This window comes from Microterricola pindariensis (assembly GCF_002936985.1).
Taxonomy (GTDB): domain Bacteria; phylum Actinomycetota; class Actinomycetes; order Actinomycetales; family Microbacteriaceae; genus Microterricola; species Microterricola pindariensis.
Window position 1 is genome coordinate 55,149 of the sequence record NZ_MPZN01000015.1, and the last position, 14,108, is coordinate 69,256.

Genomic DNA, 14,108 nt, shown 5'->3' on the forward strand with positions numbered 1-14,108 from the left:
CTGCCGAGCGCGCCACTGCGGCCGGCATGTAATCGATTTCTCGGATGCGGAGGCATCGAGTCTGCTGTGTCTGTAATCGATTTCCGAGAAGACTATTGAGCGGCATCCGGTTTGTCAATTGCCCCAGCCGTGACCGCGTCGGGGCTCAGCGTGGCGTGCGCAGCAACTCGGTCTGCACGACGATGCTGCGCGCGGGGCCCTCGAAGCCGCGGATGCGCTCAAGCAGCATCTGGGCCGCGCGCTGGCCGAGCTCGTAGCTCGGCACCGCCAGCGTGACCACGCGCCCGCCCGGATCCGCCGCCCACGGCAGCGGCTCGAACGAGGCCAGCGCGATCTCGCTCGGGTCGTCGAGCACCTCGCTGATGGCCCGCATCGCCCCCAGGGCCATGGCGTGGTTCCCGCAGAAGATCGCCTCCGGCCGCTCCTCCAGCGCCAGCAGTCGATGCGCCGCGGCGTACCCGCCGGACTCGGAGTAGTCGGCCTCGACGAAGAGCTCCGGCTCGAAGTCGATGCCGACGTCGCTGAGCGCGCGCCGGTAGCCGACGAGCCGCTCGCTGCCTGTCGTCGTCACCAGCGGCCCGGTGATCGTGGCGACCCGGCGGGCGGATTCCAGCAGCCGTGAGGTCACGGCGATCGCCCCGCGCACATTGTCGAGGGTCACGGTGTCGACGCCGTTCATCGTGCGGTCGACGGCGACCACCGGGATGCCTGCGAGGTCGAAGGACGCGGCCTCGATCGTCGAGCGCACCGGGGCGATCACCAGTCCGGCCACCTGCTGGTCGACCAGCAGCTCGAGGTAGGCCTCCTCCTTCGCCGCCGTCTCATCGGTGTTACAGAGCACCAGGAGGTAGCCGTTCTCCCTGACGAGGTCCTCGATGCCGCGGACCAGGTCGGTGAAGAAGGGGTTGGTCACGTCGGGGATGACGACGCCGACGACCGCGTTCGCCCGGGTGCGCAGCCCACGGGCGAGGCTGTTGTAGCGATAGCCGAGCTCCGCCTTGGCCTTGAGCACGCGCTCGACCAGCTCCGGCGCGACCCGGTCGTTGTCGTTCAACACCCGCGAGACCGTCGCGGTCGACACGCCGGCGAGCCGCGCCACGTCGCTGAGCTTCGCTCGTGCGGCCATGCTTCCCCCCCTGCGTTGTCAAAATCCGCGCCGGCGCGGGCCGGCGACGCTTGGCACATGCTATCGGCTGTGGGCCCCGGGAGGCCTCAGGCGGGCCGGGCGCGGGGCGGGCCGGCCGCGGTCCGGCACGGCCAGCCGTTAGTGTCTGCAGGGGATCGAGGAGGATCAGATGACGCAGACACTGAGAGCACACTGGACGAGCGGAGCGCCGTGCCACGGCGCCTGGAGCACGATCGACGACCCGGTGCCGGTCGAGCTGCTGGGCCGGGCGGGGTACGACTTCGTGACGATCGACCTCCAGCACGGCTACGCCTCGCCGCACTCGCTGCCCGCCCTGCTCCGCGCCCTGGGCGACACACCCGCCCGGCCGTGCGTGCGCGTCGCGTGGAACTCCCCGGAGCAGATCATGCGGGCGCTCGACCTCGGCGCGGAGGGAGTGGTAGTGCCCATGGTCAGCACTGCCGCGGAGGCGGCGGCCGCCGCATCCGCCTGCCGCTATGCCCCGCGCGGCACGCGCAGCTGGGGCCCGATCCTGGCCACCGCCAGCCACCGGCCGATCGAGCCGGCCGCCGGCGACGCGGCCGCGGTCTGCATCGTGATGATCGAGACGGCGGCCGGGCTGGCGAACGTCGAGGCGATCGCCGCGACGCCGGGCGTCGACGCCCTCTACATCGGGCCGAACGACCTCTCGCTCAGCCTGGGCCTCGGGCGGGTCGGCTACCGCGACTCACCGGAGCTGCTGGGCGCCATGCTGCAGATCATCGCCGCCGCCGGCGCCTCTGGTGTCCCGGTCGGCGTCGACTGCTCGGGCAACGCCGAGGCCCGGTTCTGGCAGGAGCAGGGCGCCGCCTTCACCATGTCGGCCAGCGATGCGCTGTTGCTGCGCGAGATCGCCGACACCCGTGGGGCCGCGCTGCCCCGCTGAGCAGCCTCTGCACGCCCGGTCGCTCCGACCTCGGGCGAGAACGGCGAGAGGCCTGTCTTGACTGTGAAATCGATTACTGACAGTCTGTGCTGACGCACCGAGAGCGGTGCGCACGTAGTTGTCAAGCTCTATCAAGGAGGATGAGTGGCACCGTCGACCACCTACCGCATGCCCGAGGAACGGCCCCAGACCGCCGTTGCACCGAAGACCGCGTGGCTGATCGCCAGCGGCGACCTGCGAGAGTCGGCCAACACCGCCGGGTGGGCCACGCAGGCCGCGATGGAGGGCGACATCGCCGCCGCCTTCGCCGAACTCGGCTGGACCATCGAACGCGCCAACCCCGTGGACCCCGCGCTCGGCCACGGCTTCATCCGCAGCCAGCGCATGGGCATCGAGGTGTTCAAGAACATCCCGTTCGACGCGCCGCTCATCGTCGCTGAGGCGGTCTGGCAGTACAGCCACCACGTGCTCGCCGGCCTGCGCACCCACCGGGGCCCCATCCTGACCGTCGCCAACTTCGCCGGCGACTGGCCGGGGCTCGTCGGTTTGCTCGGCCTGAACGCCGGGATGACGAAGATGGGCACGGAGTACAGCACCATCTGGAGCACCGATTTCACCGATGACTGGTTCAAGGCCGGCATCCGCAGCTGGGTCGAGACGGGAACGATCCGGCACGACGACTCGCATGTGCGTGCGCTGCCCGAGCTGCCCGACTCGCCGGAGTCCGCCCTCGGGCGGGCGCTGGCCGCCGAGCTGCTGCGCGACAAGGCCATCATCGGCGTCTTCGACGAGGGCTGCATGGGCATGTACAACGCCATCTTCGACGACGAGCTGCTGAACCCGACCGGCATCTACAAGGAGCGGCTGTCGCAGAGCGCGCTGTACGCCGAGATGCTGACCGTCGCCGACAAGGAGGCCGACGCCGTCGGCGACTGGCTGCTCGAGCACGGGATGACGTTCCGCCTCGGCACCGACGAGACCACCGAGTTGACCGCGACGCAGCTGCGCTGGCAGTACAAGATGTACATCGCCGCGCTGCGGATCGCCGACGACTTCGGGCTCGACGCCGTCGGCATCCAGTACCAGCAGGGACTCAAGGACCTGGTCCCGGCCAGCGACCTCGCCGAGGGGCTCCTCAACGCCACCGAGCGGCCCCCGGTCACGAGCCGGGACGGCTCGCGCGTGCTCTGGGAGGGGCGCGCACTCCCCCACTTCAACGAGGCCGATGAGGGTGTCGCCGTGGACGCGCTCATCACCGACCGGGTCTGGACCGCGCTCGGACTCGTGCCGGACAACACCCTGCACGACGTGCGCTGGGGCGAGCAGTTCGGCGACGACTTCGTCTGGGTCTACGAGATCTCCGGCTCGGTGCCCGCCTCGCACCTGGGCGGCTACGAGCACGCGGAGGGCTGGCGCCAGGACCCGGTGTTCTTCCCGGCCGGCGGAAGCACCATCAACGGCGTCTCGCGCCCCGGTGAGATCGTGTGGAGCCGCATCTACATCGCCGACGGCATCCTGCAGGCCGACATCGGCCGCGCCAGCGTCGTCGAACTGCCGGCCGAGGAGACGGAGCGCCGCAAGCAGGCGACCAACCCCGAGTGGCCGATCGCACACGTCGTGCTGCACGGCGTCAACCGCGACCAGTTCATGGCCAGGCACAAGGCGAACCACTCGCAGATTGTCTACGCCCCGGATGCCGCGACGGCCGACCGTGCGCTGATCGCCAAGGCGGCGATGCTCGACGGCATCGGCATCCGCGTGCACCTCATCGGCGATGTGAACATCTAGATGACCGCGCAGCGCCCCGGAGGGCTCGTCATCGGCGTCGATGTCGGCACGTCGAGCAGCAAGGGGGTGCTGGTCGACCCCGACGGGCAGGTGCTGTGCACCGTCGTGCGCGAGCACGCGGTGTCGCGGCCCCTGCCCGGCCAGGTCGAGATGGACGGCGCGCTCTGGTGGCAGGAGTTCGTCGAGATCGCCGCGGAGCTGAGCGCCGCCGCCGCGGTGGCCGGGCGCCCGATCGCCTCGGTCGGGGTCAGCGGCATGGGCCCGTGCCTGCTGCTCGCCGACGCAGTGGGCACCCCGCTGCGCCCGGCGATCCTCTACGGCGTCGACACCAGGGCCGGCGATCAGATCGAGCGGCTGAACGCCCGCTTCGGGCGCGAGGCCATCATCGAGCGCTGTGGTTCGGCGCTCTCCAGCCAGGCCGTCGGGCCCAAACTCGCGTGGGTCGCCGACAACGAGCCCGAGGTGTGGGCGGCCGCCCGACGGTTCTTCATGCCCGCCTCGTGGCTGGTCTGGCAGTTGAGCGGCGAGTACACCCTGGACCACCACTCCGCCAGCCAGTGCACTCCGCTCTATGACACCGAGGCGCTCGACTGGCACGCGCCGTGGAGCGCGGAGCTGCTCGGCCCGATCGAGCCGCCGCGGCTGGCCTGGCCGGGCGAGCAGGCGGGCACCATCACGGATGCCGCTGCCGCCGCCACCGGGCTGCCGGCCGGAACGCCCGTGACCGTCGGCACCATCGACGCGTGGACCGAGTCGATCAGCGTCGACGCCCATCACCCCGGCGACCTCATGCTCATGTACGGGACGACGCTCTTCCTCATCAACACCTCGCCGAGCCGGGTCACCCACCCGGCGCTCTGGGGAACGGTCGGCGTCGAGCCCGGAACGTGGAACTTCGCGGCCGGCATGGCGACGTCCGGGGCCATCACGGCCTGGCTGCGGGGCCTCTTCGGCGACCCCGGCTACGCGGAGCTCGTCGCGGAGGCCGCGGCCGAGCCCGCAGGCAGCCGCGGGCTGCTGATGCTGCCGTACTTCGCCGGCGAGCGCACGCCGCTGGCCGACCCCGACGCGCGCGGCATGGTCCTGGGGCTCACGCTCGAGCACGGGCGCGGCGCCCTCTACCGCGCCGCCCTCGAGGCGACGGCGTTCGGCATCCGGCACAACGTCGAGGAGATGCGGGCGGCCGGGGCCGTGATCGAGCGCATCGTCGCCGTGGGCGGCGGGACGCAGAGCACGCTCTGGCCGCAGATCGTCTCCGACGTCACCGGGCTGGTGCAGCAGCTGCCTGCCGACACGATCGGCGCCAGCCTCGGCTCGGCGCGGCTCGCGGCCGGCCTGCTGGAGGGCGCAGAGACCGCCGGCTGGAACGGTTCCGGCGTGGAGTTGCACCCGAACCCGGCCAACCGCGCCGTCTACGACGAGTTGTACCGGCATTACCTGGCGCTGTACCCGGCCACCCGCGACACCGCGCACGCCCTCGCGGCGCTGCAGCGCTCCGCGGCGCGGGCCGGGCAGGCGCCGGTCTAGGGCTGCGGCCTCGGGCAGGGGCCTAGGGCTGCGGCCGGGCCTCCGCCCCGCGCGTCTCGCGGCCCCCGAAGAGTCCCGCGGCCCCCGGTATGTCGGGGGCCGCGGGACTTTCCGCGTGCCGCGAGCGGCGCAGTTCAGGCCTCGGCCGTGGGCGGCGGTGGGCGGCGGCGGGCCGTGGGCTGTGCCCGTCCGGATGCCGCTAGGCGGTCGCGAAGAAGGCGCCGATCTCGGCGACCTCGCCCGCGCTCGGCTTCCAGGCGGTGGCCTGGGCCACGTTCTGCCGAATCTGCTCCGGCTTGGTGGCGCCGGCGATGACGCTGGCCAGGCCCGGCTGGGCGAGCAGCCAGGCGAAGGTGGCGGCCAGCATGGTGACGCCGCGCTCGGCGCAGAAAGCGGCGTAGGCCTCCATCGCGTCCCACGGGGCGGTGTCGACGAGGTGCTTGCGCGTGCGCATGATGCGGCTGTCGGCCGGGCCGGCGTCGCGGCTGAACTTGCCGGTGAACAGGCCGTTGTAGAGCGGGAACCAGGGCAGGAAGCCGAGCCCGTAGGCGTTGACGGCCGGCAGCACCTCCGCCTCGGCGCCGCGGGCGATCAGGTTGTACTCGTTCTGCGACGAGATGAAGCGCGGGTGGGAGCCCAGCGCGGCCGTGTACTCGGCATCCGCGATCTGCCAGCCGGCGAAGTTGGAGTGCCCGATGTAGCGGATCTTGCCCTCGCTGATCAGGTCATCCAGGGTGGAGAGCGTCTCCTCGATCGGGGTGTGCGGGTCGGGGGTGTGCAACTGGTACAGGTCGATCCAATCGGTCTGCAGGCGGCGCAGCGAGCCCTCGACGGCGAGCCGGATGTAGCGCCGTGAGCCCTTGGCGCCCCAGTTGCTGAGCGGGCTGGCGTAGTCGACGTGGCCGAACTTGGTGGCCAGGACGACCTGCTCGCGGCGTCCGCGCAGCGCGTTGCCCATCAGGCTCTCGCTCAGGCCGTACTCGGCGCCGTAGATGTCGGCGGTGTCGAGCAGGGTCACGCCGGCGTCGATCGCGGCGGAGATGACGGCATCCGTGCCCTGCTGGGTCTCGGTCAGCGTGCCGGTGCGGCCGAAGTTGTTGCAGCCGAGCCCCACCGTCGAGACGAGGAGGCCGGACTTGCCGAGGGTGCGGTATTCGATCTGAGCCATGCCTGCCAGCCTATTGCGGATGCCCGGGCGGAGCGCGTCACGGCGTGTGCGCGCTACACCGGGGGTAACACGGCGACGCGCAGGCGGCGCGCACGGCGGCGTGCAGGCGGCGTCAGTCGGCCGGCCAGGAGGCGCGCACGGCCGCCAGCGCCTCGTCCAGGCTGAGTCCCCGGCCGCTGGCCAGCTCGGCGAGCGAGCGAGCCGCCTTCAGCACCTCGACCGGCGGGGCGGTGATCGCCGCGCTCACCCGGGTGCCGCCGCCGGACCGGGAGACCAGCAGGCCCTCGCTCTCGAGCTGCTTGTAGGCCTTCTGGACGGTGCCGGCGGCGACGCCGAGGTCGCGTGCCAACTGCCGCACGGGCGGCACCCGCTCCCCCGCCGCGATGCCGCCGGAGAGGATGCGGGCGCGCAGTTGCCCTGCGATCTGCTCGGAGGGCAGGCCGAGGGCGCCCATGCTGATCTCGCTCATGCCGGCTGCCGGGTGGGCGCCGACCCCGGCGCGTGGACGCCGGTCCGGCTCCCATTCTCTGCCCCGGTGACCGAACGGGGGGTGCCAACCGGGCGGGAGTGGGCCGGGGACGCGCGCCGCGAGAAGAGGGGAAGCAGCACGAGGGCGATCCCGAGTCCGCGCGCGAGGAAGCTCGCCACCGTCAGCGGCATCGCCAGGGCGGCGATGGGGGTGCCGACCGAGACGAAGCCGGCGTCGCCGGCCGGGAACGAGACCAGCAGCTGGGCGGTGCCGCCGAGCGAGGACAGCACCATCGCGAGCGTGACGAGCAGCGCCCCGCTGCTGAACGCGAGGATGGTGCGCATCCTGCTCCGCCGTGCCGCGGCATCCGCCTGCACGCTGAGGCCCCGCTGGCCGAGCCGAGGGTGGGCGACGCCCGCGAGCGCCAGCCAGGTAGCCACGCAGAGGGCCAGTGTCGCGCAGATGATCGGCACGCCGAAGTACCAGCCGACGATGCTGCTCGAGCCGTAATACCCCGTGGTGCCGAACGGCACGACGAGCTCCGTGTACCGCCCCAGGCCGTCCGGGCTCGAGAGCAGTCCGGCGCTGACGACGGCCGTCGCCAGCAGCGCGGCGGACGCGCCCCACGAGACCAGCCACCACGGCCGGGTGAAGCTGCCGATGGAGCGGGGCCGCAGGTCGAGCTGCGCCAGCGGCTCGGGCGCATCGGGGGTCGTCGGGCGGCGCCGGCTGGGCAGCAGAATGGCGATGCAGAGGGTGGCGACGACCAGCGCGGTCAGGAAGTCGTCCCAGCGAAAGTTGCCCCGGTTCGGCAGCGGCCCGCCGGGGGCACTCAGCAGGATGGCTGCGCAGAGGAGGACGCTGGCGAACCGGGCACGCAGCAGCTGGGGCCCGGCGATGCCCTGCGCCTCCGCACCGCGCCAGTAGTGCAGTGCGATGCCCAGCGGCACGATGACCGTTGTCGCCGTGTTCACGTACTCGTGCAACAACACGAACTGGAACATGCTCATACGGCTCCCCCTCGACCCCGGTGCAGATGAATGTATCAGCAAAATGATACATCGGGGGTGCACGGCGGACCTCGTGCGGCGCGTCCTTCCCTGCACAGGCTCGCCTGCCCGCTGGGCTCTGCACAGATGTCCGATTCTCGCCAGCGACGCTCGAGCGGCCCGGTTACAGTCGAAGCATGAGCGCGAACGACTACATCCTCAGAACCGAGAGCCCGATCGGGCTGCTCGAACTCACCGGCGACGGTGAGCACGTCACCTCCCTCAGCATTGCGCGAGCGGGCCACGTCCCGCTCGAGCACAAGCCGGAGCGCCCCGACGCCATCCTCGAGGAGGCCGCTCGACAGCTCGCCGAGTACTTCACCGGCGAGCGGCACAGCTTCGAGCTGCCCATCGCGCTGCACGGCACCGAGTTCCAGCTGAGCGTGTGGCAGCGCCTCGGCACGATCGGCTGGGGCGAGTTCCTCTCCTACGGCGAGCTCGGCGTCGAGGTCGGCAAGCCGGGCTCCGCGCGCGCCATCGGCGGCGCCGTCGGGGCGAACCCGATCCCGCTGATCGTGCCGTGCCACCGCGTGCTCGCCGGTGACAAGCGCATCACCGGGTACAGCGGCGGCGACGGCATCCCGACCAAGGTCTGGTTGCTCGACCACGAGGGCATCGAGCACAAGACCAACAGGGTGCCCGCTCCCCCGCCCGCGCCGCACACCCAGCTCGAGCTGGACTACGCCCTGTGAGCGCGGTCCTGGTCGCGGGCGACGGTCTGGCCCGCTGCGCCTGGGTCGGCGACGACGACGAGTACCGCCGCTACCACGACGAGGAGTGGGGCCGGCCGCTCCTCGACGGCCGTGCGCTGTTCGAGAAGGTCTGCCTGGAGGGCTTCCAGGCCGGCTTGTCCTGGATCACGATCCTGCGCAAGCGCCCGGCGTTCCGCGAGGCGTTCCACGGCTTCGACGTCGACGCGGTCGCGGCGATGGGCGACGAGGACGTCGAGCGGCTGCTCGGCAATGCGGACATCATCCGGCACCGAGGCAAGATCGCGTCGGCGATCAAGAACGCGCGCATCACCCAGGAGCTCGGCACGGACGGCCTGAGCGAGCTCATCTGGAGCTTCGCCCCGGATGCCGGGCCGCGGCCGGAGACGCTGCAACAGGTGCCGGGCACGACGCCGGAGTCCGTGGCGCTCAGCAAGGCGCTCCGCTCCCGCGGCTACGGCTTCGTCGGCCCGACGACGATGTACGCACTGATGCAGTCCGCCGGACTCGTCGACGACCACGTCGTCGGCTGCCACCGCGCCCAGTAGGCGGCCCCAGCCACTGCCGGCGAGTCGCTAGACGATGAGCGCGAGCTCCTCGGGCTTGCCGGCGGTGGCCGCCTTGTGCCGCTGCAGCGTCAGCCCGGCGCTCGGCGCCCAGCTGAGCAGCTCCTCGATGCTGCCGAAGTCGATGCCCGCCTCGAGCAGGGCGCGGGTGAACTCGCCCTTCGACTTCTTGTTGAAGTGGTTGAGGGCCTTCTTCTGGCCGTCGGCGCCCGCGCTGAGCACGCGCAGGTAGGCGGTGCCCTCGCGGACAGGCAGCGGGCCGAGTGCCGTGTAGGCCTCGGAGCGGAGGTCGAGCAGCACGCCCGGCAGCGGCGCCAGCTGCTCGGCGATGGTGCTGCCCCAGTGCTTCTTCAGCGAGAGGGCCGGCAGCTTGGAGTCGTGTGACATCCGGTAGGCCGGGACGCCGTCCAGGGCCGCGACGGGGCCGAGCAGCGCCGAGTGCACCACCAGGTGACTGTGCGCGTAGGCGCGCGCCCCGGGCGTGAGCGTGGCCGCGTCGAGGGCGTCGTAGAGCACGCCGGTGTAGCGGTCGATCACGGGCATGGTGCCGGATGACGTCAGCCGGCGGTTCCGCTCCACCTCGAACAGCTGGGTGCGGCCGAGCTTGAGCGCCGCGACGGAGGCCTCGGTGTCGGCGGCGAGCTCCTGCAGCGCGTCCACGAGCTCGCGCCGCACCGGGGCGAGCGGCGCGAAGGCCAACCCGGCGAGGTCGAGCGGGGCACCGTCTCCCCCGTCGCGCTTGGTCTCAGAGGGCGGGAGCAGGATGAGCATGAGGGCGTGGGAACCAATCCGGTTGGGAATGAAAAACGCCGGGACCCGGTGCGCTTGCGCGCGCCAGGTCCCGGCGGTTGTGGTGAAACGTGGTGGAGCTGACTAGACCAGTCCGGCCTGGCGAGCAACGACCTGAACGGTGTTGTTCTCGACCGAGAGGAATCCGTCATCCGCCTGCGCGGTGATCTTCTCACCGCCGGGCAGCGTCACGCGGACCTCGCCACGGGCGAGGATCGCGAGCAGCGGCTCGTGGCCGGGGAGAATACCGATCTCTCCCTCGACGGTGCGAGCGATGAGCTGGGTTGCCTCGCCGGACCAGACTTCCCGGTCGGCCGAGACAACGCTCACGGACAGCGTGGCCATGCTTAGCCGTTCTCTTTCTGGATCTGAGCCCACTTCTCTTCGACGTCGGAGATGCCACCGACGTTGAAGAATGCCTGCTCGGCGACGTGGTCGAACTCACCCTTGGCGATCGCGTCGAACGACTCGATCGTGTCCTTGAGCGGGACGGTGGAGCCCTCGACGCCGGTGAACTTCTTGGCCATGTAGGTGTTCTGCGAGAGGAACTGCTCGATACGGCGCGCACGCGACACCGTGATCTTGTCTTCCTCGGAGAGCTCGTCGACACCGAGGATGGCGATGATCTCCTGGAGTTCCTTGTTCTTCTGCAGGATCTGCTTGACATTCGTCGCCACGCGGTAGTGGTCCTCGCCCAGGTAGCGGGGGTCGAGGATGCGCGACGTCGAGGTCAGCGGGTCAACGGCCGGGTACAGACCCTTCGACGCGATCGCACGAGAAAGCTCGGTCGTGGCGTCGAGGTGGGCGAAGGTGGTCGCCGGGGCCGGGTCGGTGTAGTCGTCGGCGGGAACGTAGATCGCCTGCAGCGAGGTGATCGAGTGACCGCGGGTCGAGGTGATGCGCTCCTGGAGCACACCCATCTCGTCGGCGAGGTTCGGCTGGTAGCCCACGGCGGAAGGCATGCGGCCCAGAAGGGTCGAGACCTCGGAGCCGGCCTGGGTGAAGCGGAAGATGTTGTCGATGAAGAGGAGCACGTCCTGCTTCGCGACGTCGCGGAAGTACTCAGCCATGGTCAGGGCCGAGAGGGCGACGCGCAGACGCGTTCCCGGCGGCTCGTCCATCTGGCCGAAGACAAGGGCGGTCTTGTCGAAGACGCCTGCTTCTTCCATCTCGTGGATGAGGTCGTTGCCCTCACGGGTACGCTCGCCGACACCGGCGAACACCGACACACCACCGTGGTCCTGCGCAACGCGCTGGATCATTTCCTGGATCAGAACGGTCTTGCCGACACCGGCACCACCGAACAGACCGATCTTTCCACCCTGCACGTACGGCGTCAGGAGGTCGATGACCTTGATGCCGGTCTCGAACATGGTGGTCTTGGACTCGAGCTGGTCGAAGGCCGGGGCCTTGCGGTGGATCGGCCAGCGCTCGGTGATCTCAATCTGCTCGCCGGGGGCGGCGTTGAGGACCTCACCGATGACGTTGAAGACCTTGCCCTTGGTGACGTCACCGACGGGCACCGAGATCGGTGCACCGGTGTCGCGAACCTCCTGGCCGCGGACGAGGCCGTCGGTCGGGTTGAGGGCGATGGCGCGCACGACGTCGTCACCGAGGTGCTGGGCAACCTCGAGCGTGATCGTGGTGGACACACCGGCGATGGTGATGTCGGTCTTCAGCGCGTTGTAAATACCGGGGATGGAGTCGTGCGGGAACTCGATGTCAACCACGGGACCGGTCACGCGGGCGATCCGGCCGACGGCGCCCGCAGTGCTCTCAGCCTGGACTGGCGCGGTAGCAGTGTCAGTCATTGTTCTCTCTCTTCTGGACTTACTTCGTAAAAAACTAGGGCTACTTGGCGGATGACAGGGCGTCGGCGCCGCCGACGATCTCGGAGATCTGCTGCGTGATCTCGGACTGACGCGCGTTGTTGGCCAGACGCGTGTAGTCGGTGATCAGCTTGTCGGCGTTGTCGGATGCCGACTTCATCGCCTTCTGGCGGCTGGCGTGCTCGGAAGCAGCCGACTGCAGCATGGCGTTGAAGAGGCGGCTCTCGATGTAGACCGGCAGCAGGGCGTCGAGAACAGTCTCGACATCCGGCTCGAACTCGTACAGCGGCAGCACATCCTTGGCGCCGGGCTCCTCGACACCCTCGACAACCTCGAGGGGAAGGAGGCGGACAACCTCGGGCACCTGGGTGACCATGCTGACGAAGCGGTTGTAGACGACGTGAATCTCGTCGACGCCGCCGTCATCGCTGTTGCGCAGGAAGGCCTCGAGGAGCGCGTCCCCGATTTCCTTCGCCGTGTCGAACTGCGGCTGGTCGGTGCCGCCCGTCCACACGCGCTCGAAGGCGCGGTGGCGGAACCCGAAGTAGGCGTTGGCCTTGCGGCCGACGAGGAAGTACACGACGTCCTTGCCCTGAGAGCGCAGCAGCGTGCTGAGCTCCTCGGCCTCTCTGAGCACCTGGGAGCTGAACGCGCCCGCGAGCCCACGGTCCGAGGTGAAGATGACGACGGCTGCCCGCTCGATCTTCTCCGGCTCGGTCGTGAGAACGTGGTCGACGTTCGAGTACGTCGCAACCGCCGAGACGGCACGAGTGATGGCCCGCGAGTACGGCGTTGATGCCGCGACGCGTGCCTGCGCCTTCTGGATGCGTGATGCGGAGATCAGCTCCATGGCACGAGTGATCTTCTTGGTCGTCTGGGCAGACTTGATCTTCTGCCGGTAGACCCGAAGTTGCGCTCCCATGTCTCTCCTGTGATTCCTAGTTCAATATCAGTCGAATAGTCGTCTCGGGCGTCGCGTTAGCGACGGCCCTTGACGATCTTTTCCTGGTTGACGTCTTCTTCGGCGATGGCTTCGAACTTCTCGTTCGAGGCCAGCGGCTTGCCGTCACCCGTCTGGAACTCAAGCTTGAACTTGTCAACGGCGGCAGACATCTCGGCGACGGTCGCGTCGTCGAGCACGTTGGTCGCGCGCAGCGTGTTCAGGACCTCGGTGTTGCGGCCCAGGTAGTCGAGCAGCTCGCGCTCGAAGCGCAGGATGTCCTCGACCGGAACCTCGTCCAGCTTGCCGTTGGTGCCGGCCCAGATCGAGACGACCTGGTCCTCGACCGGGAACGGCGAGTACTGCGGCTGCTTGAGCAGCTCGGTGAGGCGTGCGCCACGGGCGAGCTGACGGCGGCTGGCCGCGTCGAGGTCGGAGGCGAACATCGCGAAGGCCTCGAGCGAGCGGTACTGGGCCAGCTCGAGCTTCAGCGTTCCGGAGACCTTCTTGATGGACTTCACCTGGGCGTCGCCACCAACACGCGAGACCGAGATACCCACGTCAACAGCGGGGCGCTGGTTGGCGTTGAAGAGGTCGGACTGCAGGAAGATCTGGCCGTCGGTGATCGAGATCACGTTGGTCGGGATGTAGGCCGAGACGTCGTTGGCCTTCGTCTCGATGATCGGGAGACCGGTCATCGAGCCGGCGCCGAGCTCGTCGGAGAGCTTTGCGCAACGCTCGAGCAGGCGGGAGTGCAGGTAGAACACGTCGCCGGGGTATGCCTCGCGGCCCGGCGGGCGGCGCAGCAGCAGCGAAACGGCGCGGTAGGCCTCTGCCTGCTTGGAGAGGTCATCGAAGACGATGAGAACGTGCTTGCCGCCGTACATCCAGTGCTGGCCGATGGCCGAGCCGGTGTAGGGGGCGAGGTACTTGAAGCCGGCGGGGTCGGATGCCGGAGCGGCCACGATCGTGGTGTACTCCATGGCACCGGCGTCTTCCAGGGCGCCCTTCACCGAAGCGATGGTGGAACCCTTCTGACCGATGGCAACGTAGATGCAACGCACCTGCTTGTTGACATCGCCAGACTCCCAGTTGGCCTTCTGGTTGATGATGGTGTCGATCGCCAGAGCGGTCTTGCCGGTCTGACGGTCACCGATGATGAGCTGGCGCTGTCCGCGGCCGATCGGGATCATGGCGTCGATGGCCTTGATACCGGTCTGCA

The 14,108-nt window shown here is 69.7% G+C and carries 14 protein-coding genes; 5 read left to right on the forward strand and 9 right to left on the reverse strand.

The window, feature by feature from the left end; all coding sequences use genetic code 11:
- Window positions 1–145 precede the first annotated feature (145 nt).
- Entirely contained in the window at window positions 146–1,126 is a 981-nt protein-coding gene (locus GY24_RS06570; RefSeq protein WP_104474919.1) for a LacI family DNA-binding transcriptional regulator, read from the reverse strand.
- A 169-nt stretch (window positions 1,127–1,295) separates the two neighbouring features.
- On the opposite strand from GY24_RS06570, the gene GY24_RS06575 reads away from it, so the two are divergent.
- From GY24_RS06575 to GY24_RS06585, 3 genes are all read left to right on the forward strand, one after another.
- The gene (locus tag GY24_RS06575) at window positions 1,296–2,051 is read left to right on the forward strand and encodes an HpcH/HpaI aldolase family protein (RefSeq protein WP_104474920.1); all 756 of its coding nucleotides are present in this window, start codon (window positions 1,296–1,298) and stop codon (window positions 2,049–2,051) included.
- A 144-nt stretch (window positions 2,052–2,195) separates the two neighbouring features.
- The gene (locus GY24_RS06580) at window positions 2,196–3,839 is read left to right on the forward strand and encodes a fucose isomerase (protein ID WP_233279232.1); all 1,644 of its coding nucleotides are present in this window, start codon (window positions 2,196–2,198) and stop codon (window positions 3,837–3,839) included.
- The gene (locus GY24_RS06585; protein ID WP_104474921.1) at window positions 3,840–5,366 is read left to right on the forward strand and encodes an FGGY-family carbohydrate kinase; all 1,527 of its coding nucleotides are present in this window, start codon (window positions 3,840–3,842) and stop codon (window positions 5,364–5,366) included.
- A 199-nt stretch (window positions 5,367–5,565) separates the two neighbouring features.
- Here the strand turns inward: GY24_RS06585 and GY24_RS06590 are convergent, their stop codons facing one another.
- The 3 genes from GY24_RS06590 to GY24_RS06600 all read right to left on the reverse strand — a co-directional run bounded on the left by GY24_RS06590 (window position 5,566) and on the right by GY24_RS06600 (window position 8,013).
- Window positions 5,566–6,534 carry an aldo/keto reductase gene (locus tag GY24_RS06590; protein WP_104474922.1) on the reverse strand — a complete coding sequence of 323 codons (969 nt, stop codon included), beginning with the start codon at window positions 6,532–6,534 and terminating at the stop codon, window positions 5,566–5,568.
- A gap of 112 nt (window positions 6,535–6,646) precedes the next feature.
- A complete protein-coding gene (locus GY24_RS06595; protein WP_104474923.1) occupies window positions 6,647–7,003 on the reverse strand; it encodes a GntR family transcriptional regulator in 357 nt (118 codons plus the stop codon).
- Window positions 7,000–8,013 (reverse strand): hypothetical protein, encoded by a 1,014-nt coding sequence (locus GY24_RS06600; RefSeq protein ID WP_104474924.1) that lies wholly within the window; start codon window positions 8,011–8,013, stop codon window positions 7,000–7,002. The genes GY24_RS06595 and GY24_RS06600 overlap by 4 nt, the downstream gene beginning before the upstream one ends.
- A 176-nt stretch (window positions 8,014–8,189) precedes the next feature.
- Between GY24_RS06600 and GY24_RS06605 the strand changes: the two genes are divergently transcribed.
- Together GY24_RS06605 and GY24_RS06610 are read left to right on the forward strand one after the other, a co-directional pair.
- Window positions 8,190–8,744: a methylated-DNA--[protein]-cysteine S-methyltransferase gene (locus GY24_RS06605; protein WP_104474925.1), complete on the forward strand. Its 555-nt coding sequence runs from the start codon at window positions 8,190–8,192 to the stop codon at window positions 8,742–8,744.
- Window positions 8,741–9,310 (forward strand): DNA-3-methyladenine glycosylase I, encoded by a 570-nt coding sequence (locus GY24_RS06610; protein ID WP_104474926.1) that lies wholly within the window; start codon window positions 8,741–8,743, stop codon window positions 9,308–9,310. Before GY24_RS06605 ends, GY24_RS06610 begins: the two co-directional genes overlap by 4 nt.
- Window positions 9,311–9,337: 27 nt before the next feature.
- On the opposite strand, the gene GY24_RS06615 is transcribed toward GY24_RS06610, so the two are convergent.
- The 5 genes from GY24_RS06615 to atpA all read right to left on the reverse strand — a co-directional run.
- Window positions 9,338–10,099 (reverse strand): YaaA family protein, encoded by a 762-nt coding sequence (locus GY24_RS06615; protein WP_104474927.1) that lies wholly within the window; start codon window positions 10,097–10,099, stop codon window positions 9,338–9,340.
- A gap of 102 nt (window positions 10,100–10,201) precedes the next feature.
- Window positions 10,202–10,462 carry a F0F1 ATP synthase subunit epsilon gene (locus GY24_RS06620; protein WP_083363354.1) on the reverse strand — a complete coding sequence of 87 codons (261 nt, stop codon included), beginning with the start codon at window positions 10,460–10,462 and terminating at the stop codon, window positions 10,202–10,204.
- 2 nt (window positions 10,463–10,464) lie between these two features.
- The gene (gene atpD / locus GY24_RS06625; RefSeq protein WP_083363353.1) at window positions 10,465–11,928 is read right to left on the reverse strand and encodes a F0F1 ATP synthase subunit beta; all 1,464 of its coding nucleotides are present in this window, start codon (window positions 11,926–11,928) and stop codon (window positions 10,465–10,467) included.
- A 40-nt stretch (window positions 11,929–11,968) separates the two neighbouring features.
- Window positions 11,969–12,868, reverse strand: coding sequence for a F0F1 ATP synthase subunit gamma (locus GY24_RS06630; RefSeq protein WP_104474928.1), 900 nt, complete (start codon window positions 12,866–12,868; stop codon window positions 11,969–11,971).
- A gap of 56 nt (window positions 12,869–12,924) precedes the next feature.
- The coding region (gene atpA, locus GY24_RS06635) for a F0F1 ATP synthase subunit alpha (protein ID WP_104474929.1) at window positions 12,925–14,108 on the reverse strand (1,184 nt) is incomplete at its 5' end.

Coding starts and splice junctions, on each gene's coding strand:
- GY24_RS06585 (WP_104474921.1), top strand. CDS start 3,840: ATGACCGCGCAGCGCCCCGGAGGGCTCGTCATCGGCGTCGATGTCGGC.
- atpD (WP_083363353.1), bottom strand. CDS start 11,928: ATGACTGACACTGCTACCGCGCCAGTCCAGGCTGAGAGCACTGCGGGC.
- GY24_RS06620 (WP_083363354.1), bottom strand. CDS start 10,462: ATGGCCACGCTGTCCGTGAGCGTTGTCTCGGCCGACCGGGAAGTCTGG.
- GY24_RS06615 (WP_104474927.1), bottom strand. CDS start 10,099: ATGCTCATCCTGCTCCCGCCCTCTGAGACCAAGCGCGACGGGGGAGAC.
- GY24_RS06570 (WP_104474919.1), bottom strand. CDS start 1,126: ATGGCCGCACGAGCGAAGCTCAGCGACGTGGCGCGGCTCGCCGGCGTG.
- GY24_RS06575 (WP_104474920.1), top strand. CDS start 1,296: ATGACGCAGACACTGAGAGCACACTGGACGAGCGGAGCGCCGTGCCAC.
- GY24_RS06630 (WP_104474928.1), bottom strand. CDS start 12,868: ATGGGAGCGCAACTTCGGGTCTACCGGCAGAAGATCAAGTCTGCCCAG.
- GY24_RS06605 (WP_104474925.1), top strand. CDS start 8,190: ATGAGCGCGAACGACTACATCCTCAGAACCGAGAGCCCGATCGGGCTG.
- GY24_RS06600 (WP_104474924.1), bottom strand. CDS start 8,013: ATGAGCATGTTCCAGTTCGTGTTGTTGCACGAGTACGTGAACACGGCG.
- GY24_RS06595 (WP_104474923.1), bottom strand. CDS start 7,003: ATGAGCGAGATCAGCATGGGCGCCCTCGGCCTGCCCTCCGAGCAGATC.
- GY24_RS06590 (WP_104474922.1), bottom strand. CDS start 6,534: ATGGCTCAGATCGAATACCGCACCCTCGGCAAGTCCGGCCTCCTCGTC.